Below are 14598 nucleotides of genomic sequence, written 5' to 3'. Positions count from 1 at the left end.
TTTGTAGGTAAAATAATAACAGGAAGGAAGAACATGATGTGGAAAAAGCAGATAACTAAGAAAAATTTGTTCACACTTTTTGTTTTGTTTTTAGGGTTAATAATAACTAGTTGGGTTTATTTTAAACCGTCTTCTTATGCAGATACGGCAATTATTGTAAACAAAAATTTAAATGATAAGGTTACTGATAAGACCGAAGATGAATATAAAAATTATGATGAAAAGCGCGTACAGACGTTAAAGCTAAAAGTGATTTCTGGTAAGTATCAAGGAAAAATTTACACAGTAAAAAATCATTATGTGAAATCGCAATTAGAAACGCAAGCTTATCGCTCAGGAGAAAGGGTATTAGTTTCATTCAATAAGGGACAAATTAGTTTATTAAGTCCAAAAAGAGATTGGATTTTGGCTTTAGCTACTACAATTGTACTGACACTACTTTTAATAATTGCAGGAAAAAATACTTTCTGGTTAGTATTATCCTTAGTTTTAAGTTGGATTATTTTTTACTTCATCATAAAGTTTGATATTCAAGAAAATGGGACAGAAATATTTGCAATTTATGGATTAGGGGTTGTTTTGTTTGCTTTTGTATCTTTGCTGATTGTGCAAGGATTTAATAAGAAAATGCTTGCAACTTATTTTGCAACATTGGTCGGGGTATTTGTTTCATTTGGAATATGTTATTTGATAATGAAATTAACTGGTGAAGCGGGGATGAAATATGAAACTGTTGACTATGCCACGCAATCACCACGTTCACTTTTTTTAGCTCAAGCCCTATTGGGGGTATTAGGTGCTGTTATGGATGAAGCGACAGATATAGTTTCTAGTCTTTATGAATTAACTCAACATAAAAAAGATTTAACAGCTAAGCAATTATTATTAAGTGGTAGAACTATGGGACAAGAAATTATGGGGCCACTTATTAACGTATTAGTTTTAATTTTTATTGCTGAGGCTTTACCAATGACTATTTTGTATTTACGAGATAATAATACCTTGGCTTTTAGTTTCGAATTTACTTTATCACTTGGTGCTATTCAAAGTTTAATGAGTGCTATTGGAATATGTTTAACAGTAATTTTTGCTAGTTTGACTAGTTTAGTCTTTTTAAAGAAAAGAGGGGAATAAGATGACTACTTTAACAGCATTGGTTTTACTCTTATTTGCCTTAATGGTGTTAATTGGTGGCAAAACTGGTTTTAATAGTTTTTTGAGTGTGATGGTCAATGGAATTTTGCTTGTCTTGGTAGCTTTGTTAATATCATGGGGAATCAATATCTTGGTTCTAACATTAATTTTTATTCCTTTAAAATTAGCAGCAATTATTTTCTTAGGTACACATGATATGATAGTTGCTAAAAATTCTTTTTATGCTGCAATTTTGGTTGCAACAGCTACGATTTTAATTATTATTTGTTTACAATATTTTGCCCAAGCAGCTGGATTTGGAGACGAAGCAGGAGAAGAATTGGTTGGTCTATCTCCGTATCCAGGTTTAAGTTATCCAGAAATAGCTATTACTGTTGCAATATTTAGTACATTAGGTGCAATAAGTGAAGCGAGTGTGGCAATGAGTAGTGGTATTTTAGAATTAAAAAAGCACAATCCAGAGATTACCCGCATTCAACTTGAAAAAAGTGGTGCTAATATTGGAAAAGATGTTTTAGGGACTAGTGTAAATACTATTTTATTTGGATTGTTCGGTAGTTTTTTGCCACTGTTTATTTGGTATATGCGTTTAAACTATCCTTTGGGGAAAATTTTAAATGACAAGTTATTTGTTAATGAAGTTTTGATAATGGTTTATTCGATAATTGGAGTAGCACTAACTATTCCTTTAACAAGTTATTTGTTAGCTAAAAAAGTTAGTAAAGAAAAAGCATAAGCAACGTGAAGAAAGTAAATCACGTAAGCTTATGCTTTTTTATACTGAAATTATTTTTTTGGCTTGAAGAAGTAGAATTGCTTAGCTGCTATCAAGCCATCGCTAGATTCAGTAATGTGCATTTGAATAGCTTTAGCTTTGACATCTCGCAAACCAACAACTTTATTTTTAGGATCATTAGGCCAATTAATTTCATTACGATATAGTTCAAAATGAATTCCATCTTTAGAAATAGCTAAACTAGCTTTAGTAATCCGTCCAACTTGATCGACTGTTCTTGGAAGATAAACCATTCTTGATAATTCTTCTTCTTTTGCAAAATTGAATGTTAAAGTTAACCCATCATTAGTCATTTTATCAGCAGTTCTCCATTCGCTGGCTAGAAGCATATCAGTAGCTAACGCCACATCGTGGCCTTCTTGACTAAGCATAGAAGAATGCATCTGGACATTTTTAACTGCAAACTTATATTGACTAGGTTTAGTTCTACCACCAAAGTAATCAGACCATTCTGAAACCTTATTATGTGATAAGTAACGCAAGCGCATTTTGTATAGAGTTTCTGATTTTAAATTGTTGAAAGTGAAATTCTTGCCACTGATTCCATCATAAATTAGGTCATTTACCTCAATTTGAACTTGAGCATCATTAGGCCAAATTGCTGTTAAACTGTGAGCTGTTGTCTTATCAGGATTAATTGAAGGCTTCCCAGGAGCACGTAAAGCAGAATCAATAATTGCATGAGCTTCATTTGCTTTAACATAGTGGGAGTTATCAATAAAGATATCAATTTTGGTATCAGTAATATCACGCTTGGCCAGTTTGATTTGTAAGGCAGTTTGGCGTTGCTTAGTGAAATCACTAAAAGCAGGAGCAGCAATAAAGTTAGTATTAAAGTAATATCCTTCTTTAGCAGTTAAAAAGGCATTGAAAGAACCTGATTCATTAAGGCGAACGGGTTCATCATTTATTTTAAGACTAACGTTTCCAGGATAATGATCAATTAAGATATTTAAATAAGTTGCTTGATCTTTAGCAGCATCTTCATGAAGATTTTCAACTGGTGCAAAAGATAAGTGTAACCGATCATCATTTAAGTTAGAAGTAATTGTAGTAGTATAAGTTTCTGATTCGCTTAAGTTATTATCATTTACAACTTCTGTAACTGTCTTTCCTTGAGGATAGATAGTAAAAATTCGATTACCTTGACTTAAAATTGCGCCTGAACGAATGAAGACAGGCAAGTGCCAAAGTGGAAATGATAAGTTGTTATATACTCTACCACCTGGATACTTCTTTCCAGTAAATAAATCAATCCAAATAGTGCGGTGATTTGGTAAATATAAACGATCCTTAATTGCATGACCTTTTTCATCTTCACGACCATCTGAAATTGGTGCAATTAATAAGTCTTTTCCTAGCATAAATTCACTAGACCATTCATCTGAATAGTTTGTTTTTTCATGTGGAAATTCCATGAAAAGAGGACGCATAATTAAGTCACCAGCTTGCGCTTTTTTAACTAAAGTATACAAATATGAACTAAATTGCTTTCTTAGAGCTAAATAGGCGCGATTAATTTTGGAAATTTTATTGTTGTAAACAAAAGGAAGCTTAGGAGTAGTTCCTTGACCATCCATGTTAAATAATAATGGTGTGAAACTTTTCCATTCAAAGTCACGGACACTTACTGTCGCATTTCCTCCGCCACGAATACCATCTACTGCACAGCCACTAATAGGTTGTCCTGAAAGAGATAAACCAAGTAAACTGGCTATTTGATCTTTCAAAGCGTCCCATTCACCACCATCTTCTCCAAAAGCTAATGCACTAGTGTGAAGACTTTTAGCATTTCCATTGCCAGTTAAAACAAATGGTCTTTGTTTCTTTAAACTATTGGCTAAAGCAGAATATGTTTTAGCTTCGTTTTGTTTATCAGTATAAGCAAGTTGCGTATTAGCTAGTAAAGTTTCAACATGAGCGGTTCCCGGCATAACCCCTTGGCTTAAAGCATATTCATTAAACTGTTGCAATTCATCAAGCTTAGCTGGTGTTTTTGAGCCAAAATCTGGAATAAAGTAACTGAGTGGAAACTTCATTTTTTGATAACGATCAATCATTGCTCTGGCAGAAAAAATTGCATTTTCTTCACCATTTAAAGATGCTTTAGTAGCAATATCCTCTGGATTAGTGGTCTTTTCATAATAACCACCATCTTCAAATTTTGTAGCTGTACGGTTAGTATTGTCACTTTTCTTCCAAGTGAAATCTAAAAAGTTACCCAGATAACCTAGACCTAAAGCGTATTTTGGTAGATTAAAAGGCTTGCCAGTTAGCTGATAAAGTTTTTGTAAGATAGATTGAGGAGAATTTCCAATTAAATAGAATGTATCAAATTCCTCACAAGCATGGCTTAATAAGCAATTACTTGAATTTTTAGAACCGAAATCATATGTCCCGATTGCGTTGGTATTACGCAATTCTCCAAAACCAGCATTTGACCAGAAAAATGGAATAGGGTTGATAACTCCACCATTTCCTGCAACTTTCAAATCTTTGATTTGAATTTTTTTCCCTTTATGACTAAAGTGACCGCCTTGCAATCCTCCACCATAATAGTATTCATTTTGATTTTGCTTTAAAAACTCGATACTTGCACCATCACCAATTTCTAATGGGCTGGTTTGACTTAAACGATTGCGGTGGACTTGTTCATCAAAAATTGTTAAAGTTGCTGGCTTTTGGCCAAAGACTAGCTTTATTGAGCCTGTTTGAATAATGAAGGCCTCACTAGTTGCTTTTGCATTACTTTTTTCATGATAGGAATTATCAAATGAAGATAAGTTTAAATCCAATGCATTTGTTTCAAATAAGCCTTTTGGATCAAGATAAAACCGAAAAATGCCATCCGATAAAATGTATAAGCGAGCTGTTTCACCACTTGAGTAATGTAATTCATAAAAATTTTCTGTTTTTTGTGCACCAACTAAAGCACCTAGTTGATGACGACCTTGTATAGTTTGTGCCATATCTACCACCTAAATATTTCTTTAATTACTTACATTATAACGAAAAATCATGAAATTTTTTGGCTATTTAGTTGACTTTAAAGATATTTATCGTCACGATATGATTAGTAACGATAGCGCTTTTATGAAAGAAGAGATAGATATATGACTTACTACATTCATGCAGCAAAATTTTTCTTAAAAAATAAAACAGAATTAGGTGGTTATTTAGAAATAACTGATGATGGAAAATTTGGCTTTTATTATCCAGAAAATGAAAAGCCTAATGGAGAAATAAAAGAATATCCTGATAAGGCAGTTGCTCCAGGGTATGTCGATACTCATATTCATGGTCTACTTAATGAAGATGTAATGAAGAGTGATTGGCAAGGTATTAACAAAATCTCAGAAGGTTTGCTTGCAGCTGGTGTGACTTCTTGGTTACCAACAACAATTACAGCAAGTGATGAAACTCTGACAAATATTTGTAAAATGTTTGCAGACCATAAGGATCAAGAAACAGGTGCTAAGATTCAAGGCATCCACTTTGAAGGACCATTTTTTACTCCTGAACATGGAGGAGCTGAAAATCCTAAGTACATGGTTGATCCTGATATTAAATTGTTTGATGGCTGGCGTAAAGCTAGTGATAATATGCTAATTAAGATTTCAATGGCTCCTGAGCGTAAAGGTAGTTGTGAATTTATTCGAGAAGCTGTAAAAGAAGGAGTAACTGTTTCCTTGGGACACTCAAGTAGCAATTTTGAAGATGCTAATAAGGCTATTAACGCAGGGGCTAGCATGTTTACCCATACTTATAATGGGATGAATTATTTATCGCAACATGAACCTAATATTATTGGGGCCGCTTTTGCTAGTCGATTAACTGATTGTGAGTTAATTGCTGATGGGCACCATGTAGAAATTCCAGCTTTGCGAGCACTTATTCAAGCTAAGGGGTGCGAACATATTTGTTTAATTACGGATTGTATGCAAGCGGGGATGATGCCTGATGGTAATTACATGTTAGGCGAATTGCCAGTCTATGTAAAAGATGGCATGGCTCGTTTGGTTAATGGCAATAATTTAGCAGGAAGTATTTTACTTTTAAAAGATGCTGTTAAAAACTTGGTTGATTGGGACATTGTAAGTCGAGAAGATGCTGTAATGATGGCTAGTTATGTCCCAGCTAAGAGTAGTAAAATTTTAGATAAATGTGGTGTTATTGCACCTGATCGAGCAGCTGACTTTTTGATTTTAAATAATGACATGACCTTGGTAGAAACTTATTTAGATGGAATATCAAGATATAAGGTAGAAAAATAATGATTTTTGAAAAGAGTTATAACAATAGTGCTGCTTTGGTTAAGGATGAGGCTGGAGTAGAGTGGATTGTTATTGGAAAAGGTATTGGTTTTGGCAAAAAAGCCGGCGACATAATTGAGGAAAGTAAAATAGAACGTCGTTTTAAAAATACTGACCAAGATACCACTTTAAAAACAGTTACTAGTTTAAGTTCACTAGCTCTCAGCTTAACTAATAAAATGGTTGAGCTTTCTCAAATAAAGATAGGAATAAAATTTGATAATTATGCTTATACTTCATTAGCAGATCACGTTGACTTCATGTTAACTAGAAATAAAGAAAACATGATTTTAGATAACCAAATGATGCAATGGGAAGTGGTAAAGCTCTATCCTAAGGAAGTAGCTGTTGCTAGAGAATTAGTAGCTATGGTTGAAAAAGAAGCTAAAGTAACTTTGCCAGAAAGTGAAGTTGTTTTTTTAACTTATCATTTGGTTAATGTTGGCTTTGATAAAGAGACTGTTCAAGAAACTATGGAACTTAGTAAGTTATTAGATGGGATATTACGTATTGTTAGTTTAGAAACTGGTAAAAGTTTAGATCGCACATCATTTAACTACAGTAGGTTTGTAACCCATCTTCGGGCCTTGCTCATTCAAATTATTAAAAAACAAGATCGCAAAAATGATGGACTAGATCCTGTTTTTGGTCAATTAATGAAGCAAAAATATCCCGAAACTAGCAAAGTAGTAGAAAAAATTGCTTATTTTATTAAAGAAAAGACGGGATATCAATTAGGTGAAGATGATGAAGTTTATCTGATTTTACATGTATGGAGAGTAAGCAATCGATAATTTTTATTTTATCGTTGACAGCGCTTACAGAGAATAGTATTATAAAAACATAAAGTTAATATTTAACAAGTAATCACTAAGGTGTGTTATTAGTTAAGCTAAGCATTAACCCGAGAGATTATGTCTATACTAACCGGAGTTTTTCTGGAGTTTTTGGCATGATTTCTCGGGTTTTTATATTGTTAAGAGGTGTAAATTATGGCCTACGAAGACCTAAGTAAAAAGATTATCGCTGGAGTTGGCGGTAAGGATAACGTAGTTAGTGTAGTTCACTGTACTACTCGTTTGCGTTTTAAGCTAAAAGATGAAAAGAAGGCTCATGATGATGAGCTCAAAAATACGGATGGCGTTGTAACGGTTGTTAAATCAGCTGGACAATATCAAGTAGTTATCGGTAATGAAGTTGCAGATGTGTATGACACTTTAGTTAAAGTAGGTGGCTTTAGTGATGGTGGACAAGTAGACGATGATTATGTTGATACTAGCAATATGTCAATTGCTGATAAGTTTATTGATATCGTTTCAGGTATCTTTACACCGTTTTTAGGTGCGTTAGCTAGTGCTGGTATGATTAAAGGAATCGTTGCTGCTTGTGCTTCGCTTGGATTATTGTCTAAAACATCAGGTGAGTATCAAATCCTTTATGCAATTGGGGATGCTTTCTTTTACTTCTTGCCAATTTTAATTGCAGTTAATGCTGCCAAGAAGTTTAAGGTTGAAATCTTTACTGCGATGGGAATTGCGGCAACAATGGTTTATCCAGCAATTGTTGCAATTAGTAGTAGTAAGACAACCTTGATGACAGTATTTAAGGGAACCTTCTTACAATCAGATATTCACACTACCTTCTTTGGTATTCCAGTGATTATGATGAACTATTCATCAACTGTTATTCCAATAATTTTAGCAGTCTGGTTTGCAAGTTATGTTCAAAAATGGGTTAAAAGTTGGGTTCCAGCAGTAGTTAGAACTTTCCTTGTTCCGTTCTTTACTTTATTAATTGTTGTTCCACTTACTTTCCTAGTAATTGGGCCAATTGCCACTTGGTTTGGTAACTTATTATCATTAATCACTGTTTCTGCTTACCACATTAGCCCAATTTTAGCAGGGATCTTGATGGGAGCATTTTGGCAAGTATTTGTTATTTTTGGTGTTCACTGGGGATTTGTGGCTGTGTTCTTTGCTAACTTGGCTGCAAATGGCTTTGATCAAATTCTTGACTTATCACTTGCTGCTTCATTTGCCCAAATCGGTGTTGTATTAGCAATTTTATTCCAAACAAAAAATGAAAAAACTAAAGCAATTGCCTTTCCAGCTTTTATTTCCGGCATTTTTGGTGTAACTGAACCAGCTATTTATGGTGTAACTCTTCCAAGAAAAAAGCCTTTCATTATTTCATGTATTGCTTCTGCTTTGGCAACTATTATTATTGCTTTAGGTAACGTAAAACTTTATATGATGGGTGGTATGGGGATATTTGTAATCCCAGCCGCAATTAATCCTAAGACTGGAATTAATAGCTCACTTTACTATTTAATTGCTGCAATGGTTGTAGCTTTCATTTTAGGATTTGTTTTACAAATGCTTTTTGGTAAGGATGCTGTTGATGCACAAGATCAAGAACACATTGCACAAGATGTTCAAACAGCAGCTAATGAAGCAACTGAAATTAAGAAAAATGCTGCAATTGCTAAAACAAATTCTGATTACAACAAGCCAACTACTTTAGTTAGTCCATTGAATGGTGAATTAATTCCATTATCTGAAGTTAAGGATGAAGTCTTTTCAACTAAGGCTATGGGAGATGGCGCAGCTATTAGACCAAGTGAAGGTATTCTGCGAGCTCCTGCTGATGGTCATGTAGTCTTGGTTTTCCCAACTGGTCATGCAATTGGAATGCATACAGATGATGGCGCTGAAGTTTTGATGCACATTGGTATGGATACTGTTAACTTGAATGGTAAAGGTTTTGAAACTTTGGTTAAAAAAGATCAAGTTGTTAAAGCAGGAGAGCCTTTAGTTAAATTCGATATTGAAGCAATCAAAAAGGCAGGTTATGACGTAACAACACCAATTGTGATTACTAATACAAAGAACTATCATAAAATTAGCTTAACTAAACAAGGAGTAGTTCATATTGGTGATAATGTTTTAGATTTGGATTAGGAGGAAAAATATGAGTACAAAGACAAGTTTCCCAAAGGATTTTCTATGGGGTGGAGCAACCGCTGCTAATCAACTTGAAGGCGGATATGATGAAGGCGGAAAAGGCCTATCAGTAACAGATATTACAACTGCTGGTAGTTTAAATAAGCCACGAATGTTAACTTATATGCTTAATGGCAAAGCCGGAGAAACACCAGCTATGCCAGGTGCTGGGCTACCCCAAGGCGCAAAAGGTGCAATATTACCAGGTGAATACTATCCTAATCATGTGGCAATTGACTTTTATCACCACTATAAAGAAGATATTAAATTATTCGCTGAAATGGGATTTAAGACCTTTAGAATGTCTATTGCTTGGACAAGAATTTTCCCTAAGGGAGATGAAAAAGAGCCTAACCAAGCGGGACTTGATTTTTATCGCAAGGTATTTGAAGAACTAAAGAAATATAATATTGAACCGTTAGTTACTATTTCTCACTATGAAGATCCATTGTATTTAAGTGAAAAATACAATGATTGGCAAGACCGAGCAATGATTGATGAGTACGTAAAGTATGCTAAAGTATTGTTCAAAGAATATAAGGGATTAGTTAAGTATTGGCTGACTTTTAATGAAATTAATTGTAGTTTGTTAATGCTTAATATGTTTGGACAAAAGATTAATGATGATGCAGTATATCAACATGCTTATCAAAAATTACATTATCAATTTGTAGCTAGTGCGCGTGCAGTTAAGGCTGCTCACGAAATTGATTCTGATTATGTTGTCGGCAACATGATTTGTGGCATTGTAAATTACCCACTAACACCAGATCCTAAGGATATTTTAGCTAATCGTTATGCTTGGGAACAAAATATTTTTTACTGTGGGGATGTACAAGCTTTGGGTGAATATCCAAGCTATTCTAAGCGTTTGTGGAATGAACACAATGTTCACTTAGATATTACAGACCAAGATTTAGCAGATCTTAAAGCTGGTAAAGTTGATATGTACACTTTCTCTTATTACATGTCTAATGTAATTACTACCCATGAAACTAAGGATAAAGTTGGTGGTAATTTTGCAGCAGGAGCTAAGAACCCATATTTGAAGTATTCCGAATGGGGCTGGGCTACTGATCCAATGGGCTTAGAATATTACCTTGAAGTGATGAATGATCGTTATCACTTGCCACAAATGGTCGTTGAAAATGGTTTAGGTGCAGTTGATAAATTGACTGCAGATAATGAAGTTCATGATGATTATCGAATTGACTATTTGAAGCAACATATTCAAGCAATGAAAGCAGCAATTGATAACGGTGTAGATTTAATTGGGTACACTACTTGGGGCTGTATTGACCTTGTAAGTGCTGGTACAGGCCAAATGAGTAAGCGTTATGGCTTTATCTATGTTGATAGAGATGATGAAGGTAACGGTAGTTTGAAGCGTTACAAGAAGGATTCATTCTATTGGTATAAGAAAGTTATTGCTTCAAATGGTGAAGATTTAAGCTAGGAAAATAAAGAGCCACTTAATCGTAAATTAAGTGGCTTTTTTGTGTTAATTCATAAGTGTAGTACTACAAAACTAGAGATTACTCCTGTTATATGCAAAATATATAAGGGCTACGTAAAAGAAGGGGGGAATACCTATCTTTTTTATTATTGTAAATTTAAATATGATTCTTTGATTGCTTAGTCTAAATTAACCTATCCAAAGTTTTACATGGCGTTTTAAGATAGATAATTGTTCAGGAGTTAAATCTTTTTTCTTGATATAAAGGATATTTTTACTAGAAAGATGTGGTATTTTAGAGATTTTTTTAACTAAAATAATATCATTGTATATTCCACCTACATCATAGAATTGAGCTTTTATAAAGTTTTCTTGAGCATGTTTTATGTAAGGGATTTTAATATTGGAATTTCTGAAAGTAGAAGTATCTATTTTTGATAAATTATCAGAAAAAGTTTTTTCGAAAAAAATTATCTGTTTTCTTTTATAGATAAGGCTTAGTATTAAAAAAACTGTAAATAGAGCCATAGGTAAAGGATAAAGTGTATAGAGTAATGCAAAGACAATTCTAGAGAATTTATTTAGTGTAACAAATTCTCTAGAATTATAATACATAAGAAAAAACACAATAAGAATTAGTAGTATTAAGATACCAAGAATAATTTGGAGAATTTTAGATTTTTTTGTATTGATATGGAATGTATTAGCCCAGATAACTTGTAAAATTTCTTTTAATGTAAATTCAGATATGACCATGTGATATTAAACCCTTTCTATTTGTTATTTTAGTTTTTAGATAATATCTTTTAGTCTATAGTATATTGTTTTCGTGTTTCAAGGGAATTTAATATAAAAGCTTTTTTACACAAAGTCTGAGGTGGATAAGAAACTAAAAAAGAAATACTTGTAGCGGAGAATGAAGAGCTAAAAAAGAAGTTAGATGAAATGAATCATCATGGATTTTAGCAAAGAGTGTTTTAAAAAAAAAGAGCAATCAAAAATGACTACTCTTTTCTTGCTCAACAATTAGTCTTGATTATCTTCTAAAAACTTTTTGAAGAGTTTTTTCAGGTACTTCGGAGGTACCACGATAATAAAAATAATGAATTAACGTGTAAGAAGAATTGAAAGGGAAATCAATCCGTCGTCGACGTTTTATGGGTGGTTCGTTAGAACCGCCTTTTCTATTGCCTCCATTTATGTAACGATTGAGTTTTTAAGTAAAAAGATTAAGTATGCCTCAAAGTTTGCAGTATTATTTGAAAAGTAATTGGAAAATAAAAAGCCACGGTTTCCCGTGGCTTACCATACTTACTTTTTAAAAAGTTCAAGAATCTTTCGAATTTCTCGAACAAGCAAGTATAAGAGAAGAAGAGTAACTGGCATATTCTCACCTCCTTTCATAAAAGCAGGTTTAGAAGATATGCAAACTTTATTTTAGCATATTATGTGTTATAATAAATAAAAGAAGAGTAACTGCATGTTCTCAAAAGATATGCAACGGTGGGCGGTCTGATGACCGCCTTTTTTATTGCCTACACTTACATAACGAATGAGTTTTAAAGCAAAAAGTTCAAAAGCATGCCTCAAAGTTTGCAGTATTATCCGAAAAACAATTGGAAAATAAAAAAGCCACGCATAATCGTGGCTTTGTACTACCTTACTTTTTATTGAACATAATGTTCAGTTCATGAATTAATTTTCGTAATTCACGAACCAGCAAGACAAGTAGTAATAGAAAGAAGTTCTGCATGCTGATACCTCCTTTCATAAAAAAAGTGGCATGAAAACATGCAATTCAATTTTATCACAAAATGTGATATAATAAGCACAGAGAGAAGTTCTGCATGTGTGAAAACATGCAACGGTGGGCGGTCTGATGACCGTCTTTTTTATTGCCTACATTTTAGAGCCTATAAATAGTACCAATTAATTTTGGAAACAATAAAAATCAAAAAGACAGCTGAGGATAACAGCTGTCTTTTTGATTCTGATTAGATCTTTAATTATACAACAACCTATGCAATTTTTATTGTCTATTTCTGTTCTCTTTTACGAATCTCTTTTGCATCTTCGTGATAAAATTCCTGCAATGCCCGATTCATAGAACGAATGCCACTGAACCCATTATCAATAGCAATTTCAGTTAAAGTTGCATTCTTTGAAAGTAAATCTTTTCTAGCTGAAATTGCTCTACGGTAACGAATATATTCTGCAACAGTCATTGCCATATTCTTTTTAAAAAATCTTGCAAGATATTCTCGTGATATATGACACTCGTTAGCAATTATTTCTAAAGATAAGTCTTGCTGTAAATTTGTAGTTATATACTCAACAATTTCTTGAAGTCTTTGAGTTATTACCTCTTTTTTAGCAGGAAGTTGTTTTCTTTTTTGAACAAAATTGTTCAGTAAATTATCTAAAATTTCTAGTGAAATAATTGATAATCGAATATTTCGATCATTAGAATTTAATTGAGCTGTTGCGATAAATTGAATTAGCTGGCTTTTAAGATTCAGATAAGCTAACTTTTGTAATTCAGTAAAGTTTTCAGGATGGTTGATTTCAATTCGATAATTATTAATTTTTGGAAATAGCCCCTCAATGTATGAGTACGGGTAAATGATTGAGAGAGCTAAATCATTTTGTTTGACTTGAGTTTTTATTGAATGAATTTCTTGAGTATTAACTACTAAAATTTTTCCTGAACTAGAAGAAAAATGGGCATCACCAATTCTGAAGTCATCAATCGATCCTCGCTCTATATAACTTAATTCGATTCCTCTGTGCCAATGAGCAGGAATATAAGCATTCCATGCTTGATTATCATCAAAAATATGGTACCAAATTGATAATTGACCAACGGGTTTAACAATTTCATGTTCATACATAGGCATTGCAGTCCTCCACTAGAACTGAGATAAACCTATTTTACAATATATTGCTTGAAGAAATCGATTTCATCTTTGTTACATTGCTGTCCAATTTCATCTCGAACATTGCAATGGAAGACATGTTGTCTAGGTTTATCGGGAGTGCCATAAATATGCAACTCATGCTTAATTCCTTTAGCTCTTAAAAAGCCATCTAAGCGAATAGCATTATCATGCAAAAAATCTTCATTGGCTGTCATGATAAATAATGGTGGCAAATTTTGGGTTAAGTATTGTTCAGTATTTAAAAGCTCTTTTTTATCCTTAATTGCTTCTGGTGCAAAGTAGGCCGCAACAGCACCTTGAGTTTGTTCTTTGTCCAACATAAAGTAGGCACCACAATTTAAGGCAGCAGCATTAAATTTAAAGCTTAAAGGTTGATATCCGAATAATTTACGAAAATCATCATTAGTAGAAATGGCTAAATATTGCTCAGTCATTTGCCCACCGGCACTATCTCCCAACAAGAAGATGTTCTTCAAATCCAAATCGTATTCTGCACCATGGTTTTCAATCCATTCCATTAACAGTTGAACATCATCTAAAATTCCAGGAAAAACAACATCAGGTCCTAAATGATAATTGAAGTTTACAAATCCAAAACCCATTTTAGCAAGAGACATGCCATAAAATTGATAGGTTTCTTTAGTACCATATACCCAGCCACCGCCATGAATGCTAATAATGGTGGGGACTTTTCCAGTTCTATTTTTTGGTAAATAAATATCTAACAAATTCCACTTTTCGTCAGGTCCATAACTTAAATTATCGATTCTCTCTACTTCGGGAATATTAGTAGGTAAACCGGCATCACGTGCATCGTCTCCTTTTTTAAAAATAGCACGTAATTCATCTACAGAAGTTGGTAAATCAGCCATAATTAATTCCTCCTTAGTCATAATTCAGTTACAGTGTACAGCTTATAAAGTGAAAAAAGTAACAA

The 14598-nt window shown here is 33.3% G+C and carries 10 protein-coding genes; 6 read left to right on the top strand and 4 right to left on the bottom strand.

What is annotated here, in order from left to right; translation table 11 throughout:
• Positions 1–33: 33 nt before the first annotated feature.
• Positions 34–1134 (top strand): YibE/F family protein, encoded by a 1101-nt coding sequence (locus ACNDLV_RS04400; protein ID WP_006586180.1) that lies wholly within the window; start codon positions 34–36, stop codon positions 1132–1134.
• A gap of 1 nt (position 1135) precedes the next feature.
• Positions 1136–1891 carry a YibE/F family protein gene (locus ACNDLV_RS04395; RefSeq protein ID WP_006586181.1) on the top strand — a complete coding sequence of 252 codons (756 nt, stop codon included), beginning with the start codon at positions 1136–1138 and terminating at the stop codon, positions 1889–1891.
• A 50-nt stretch (positions 1892–1941) separates the two neighbouring features.
• Here the strand turns inward: ACNDLV_RS04395 and ACNDLV_RS04390 are convergent, their stop codons facing one another.
• Complete coding sequence (locus tag ACNDLV_RS04390) at positions 1942–4920, bottom strand: glycoside hydrolase family 31 family protein (protein ID WP_022091380.1); 2979 nt, start codon at positions 4918–4920, stop codon at positions 1942–1944.
• A gap of 144 nt (positions 4921–5064) precedes the next feature.
• On the opposite strand from ACNDLV_RS04390, the gene nagA reads away from it, so the two are divergent.
• The 4 genes from nagA to ACNDLV_RS04370 all read left to right on the top strand — a co-directional run bounded on the left by nagA (position 5065) and on the right by ACNDLV_RS04370 (position 10722).
• The gene (gene nagA, locus ACNDLV_RS04385; protein ID WP_006586183.1) at positions 5065–6225 is read left to right on the top strand and encodes an N-acetylglucosamine-6-phosphate deacetylase; all 1161 of its coding nucleotides are present in this window, start codon (positions 5065–5067) and stop codon (positions 6223–6225) included.
• Positions 6225–7058, top strand: a complete 834-nt coding sequence (locus ACNDLV_RS04380) for a PRD domain-containing protein (protein ID WP_006586184.1) — start codon at positions 6225–6227, stop codon at positions 7056–7058. The genes nagA and ACNDLV_RS04380 overlap by 1 nt, the downstream gene beginning before the upstream one ends.
• Before the next feature lie 198 nt (positions 7059–7256).
• Complete coding sequence (locus ACNDLV_RS04375) at positions 7257–9224, top strand: beta-glucoside-specific PTS transporter subunit IIABC (protein WP_006586185.1); 1968 nt, start codon at positions 7257–7259, stop codon at positions 9222–9224.
• A gap of 10 nt (positions 9225–9234) precedes the next feature.
• Positions 9235–10722 (top strand): glycoside hydrolase family 1 protein, encoded by a 1488-nt coding sequence (locus ACNDLV_RS04370; protein WP_006586186.1) that lies wholly within the window; start codon positions 9235–9237, stop codon positions 10720–10722.
• A 189-nt stretch (positions 10723–10911) separates the two neighbouring features.
• Here ACNDLV_RS04370 and ACNDLV_RS04365 read toward each other — a convergent pair whose 3' ends face one another.
• From ACNDLV_RS04365 to ACNDLV_RS04355, 3 genes are all read right to left on the bottom strand, one after another.
• Positions 10912–11478 (bottom strand): hypothetical protein, encoded by a 567-nt coding sequence (locus tag ACNDLV_RS04365; RefSeq protein WP_006587573.1) that lies wholly within the window; start codon positions 11476–11478, stop codon positions 10912–10914.
• 1280 nt (positions 11479–12758) lie between these two features.
• Positions 12759–13619 (bottom strand): helix-turn-helix domain-containing protein, encoded by an 861-nt coding sequence (locus tag ACNDLV_RS04360; protein WP_006586188.1) that lies wholly within the window; start codon positions 13617–13619, stop codon positions 12759–12761.
• Between the two features lie 29 nt (positions 13620–13648).
• Positions 13649–14554: an alpha/beta hydrolase gene (locus ACNDLV_RS04355; protein ID WP_006586189.1), complete on the bottom strand. Its 906-nt coding sequence runs from the start codon at positions 14552–14554 to the stop codon at positions 13649–13651.
• Positions 14555–14598: the final 44 nt, after the last annotated feature.

It is taken from the genome of Lactobacillus fornicalis (assembly GCF_055362665.1).
The sequence above is the reverse complement of the archived record's forward strand: the minus strand, read 5'-3'. Positions and strand labels throughout refer to the sequence as shown.

Coding starts and splice junctions, on each gene's coding strand:
- nagA (WP_006586183.1), top strand. CDS start 5,065: ATGACTTACTACATTCATGCAGCAAAATTTTTCTTAAAAAATAAAACA.
- ACNDLV_RS04400 (WP_006586180.1), top strand. CDS start 34: ATGATGTGGAAAAAGCAGATAACTAAGAAAAATTTGTTCACACTTTTT.
- ACNDLV_RS04395 (WP_006586181.1), top strand. CDS start 1,136: ATGACTACTTTAACAGCATTGGTTTTACTCTTATTTGCCTTAATGGTG.
- ACNDLV_RS04365 (WP_006587573.1), bottom strand. CDS start 11,478: ATGGTCATATCTGAATTTACATTAAAAGAAATTTTACAAGTTATCTGG.
- ACNDLV_RS04380 (WP_006586184.1), top strand. CDS start 6,225: ATGATTTTTGAAAAGAGTTATAACAATAGTGCTGCTTTGGTTAAGGAT.
- ACNDLV_RS04355 (WP_006586189.1), bottom strand. CDS start 14,554: ATGACTAAGGAGGAATTAATTATGGCTGATTTACCAACTTCTGTAGAT.
- ACNDLV_RS04390 (WP_022091380.1), bottom strand. CDS start 4,920: ATGGCACAAACTATACAAGGTCGTCATCAACTAGGTGCTTTAGTTGGT.
- ACNDLV_RS04375 (WP_006586185.1), top strand. CDS start 7,257: ATGGCCTACGAAGACCTAAGTAAAAAGATTATCGCTGGAGTTGGCGGT.
- ACNDLV_RS04370 (WP_006586186.1), top strand. CDS start 9,235: ATGAGTACAAAGACAAGTTTCCCAAAGGATTTTCTATGGGGTGGAGCA.
- ACNDLV_RS04360 (WP_006586188.1), bottom strand. CDS start 13,619: ATGCCTATGTATGAACATGAAATTGTTAAACCCGTTGGTCAATTATCA.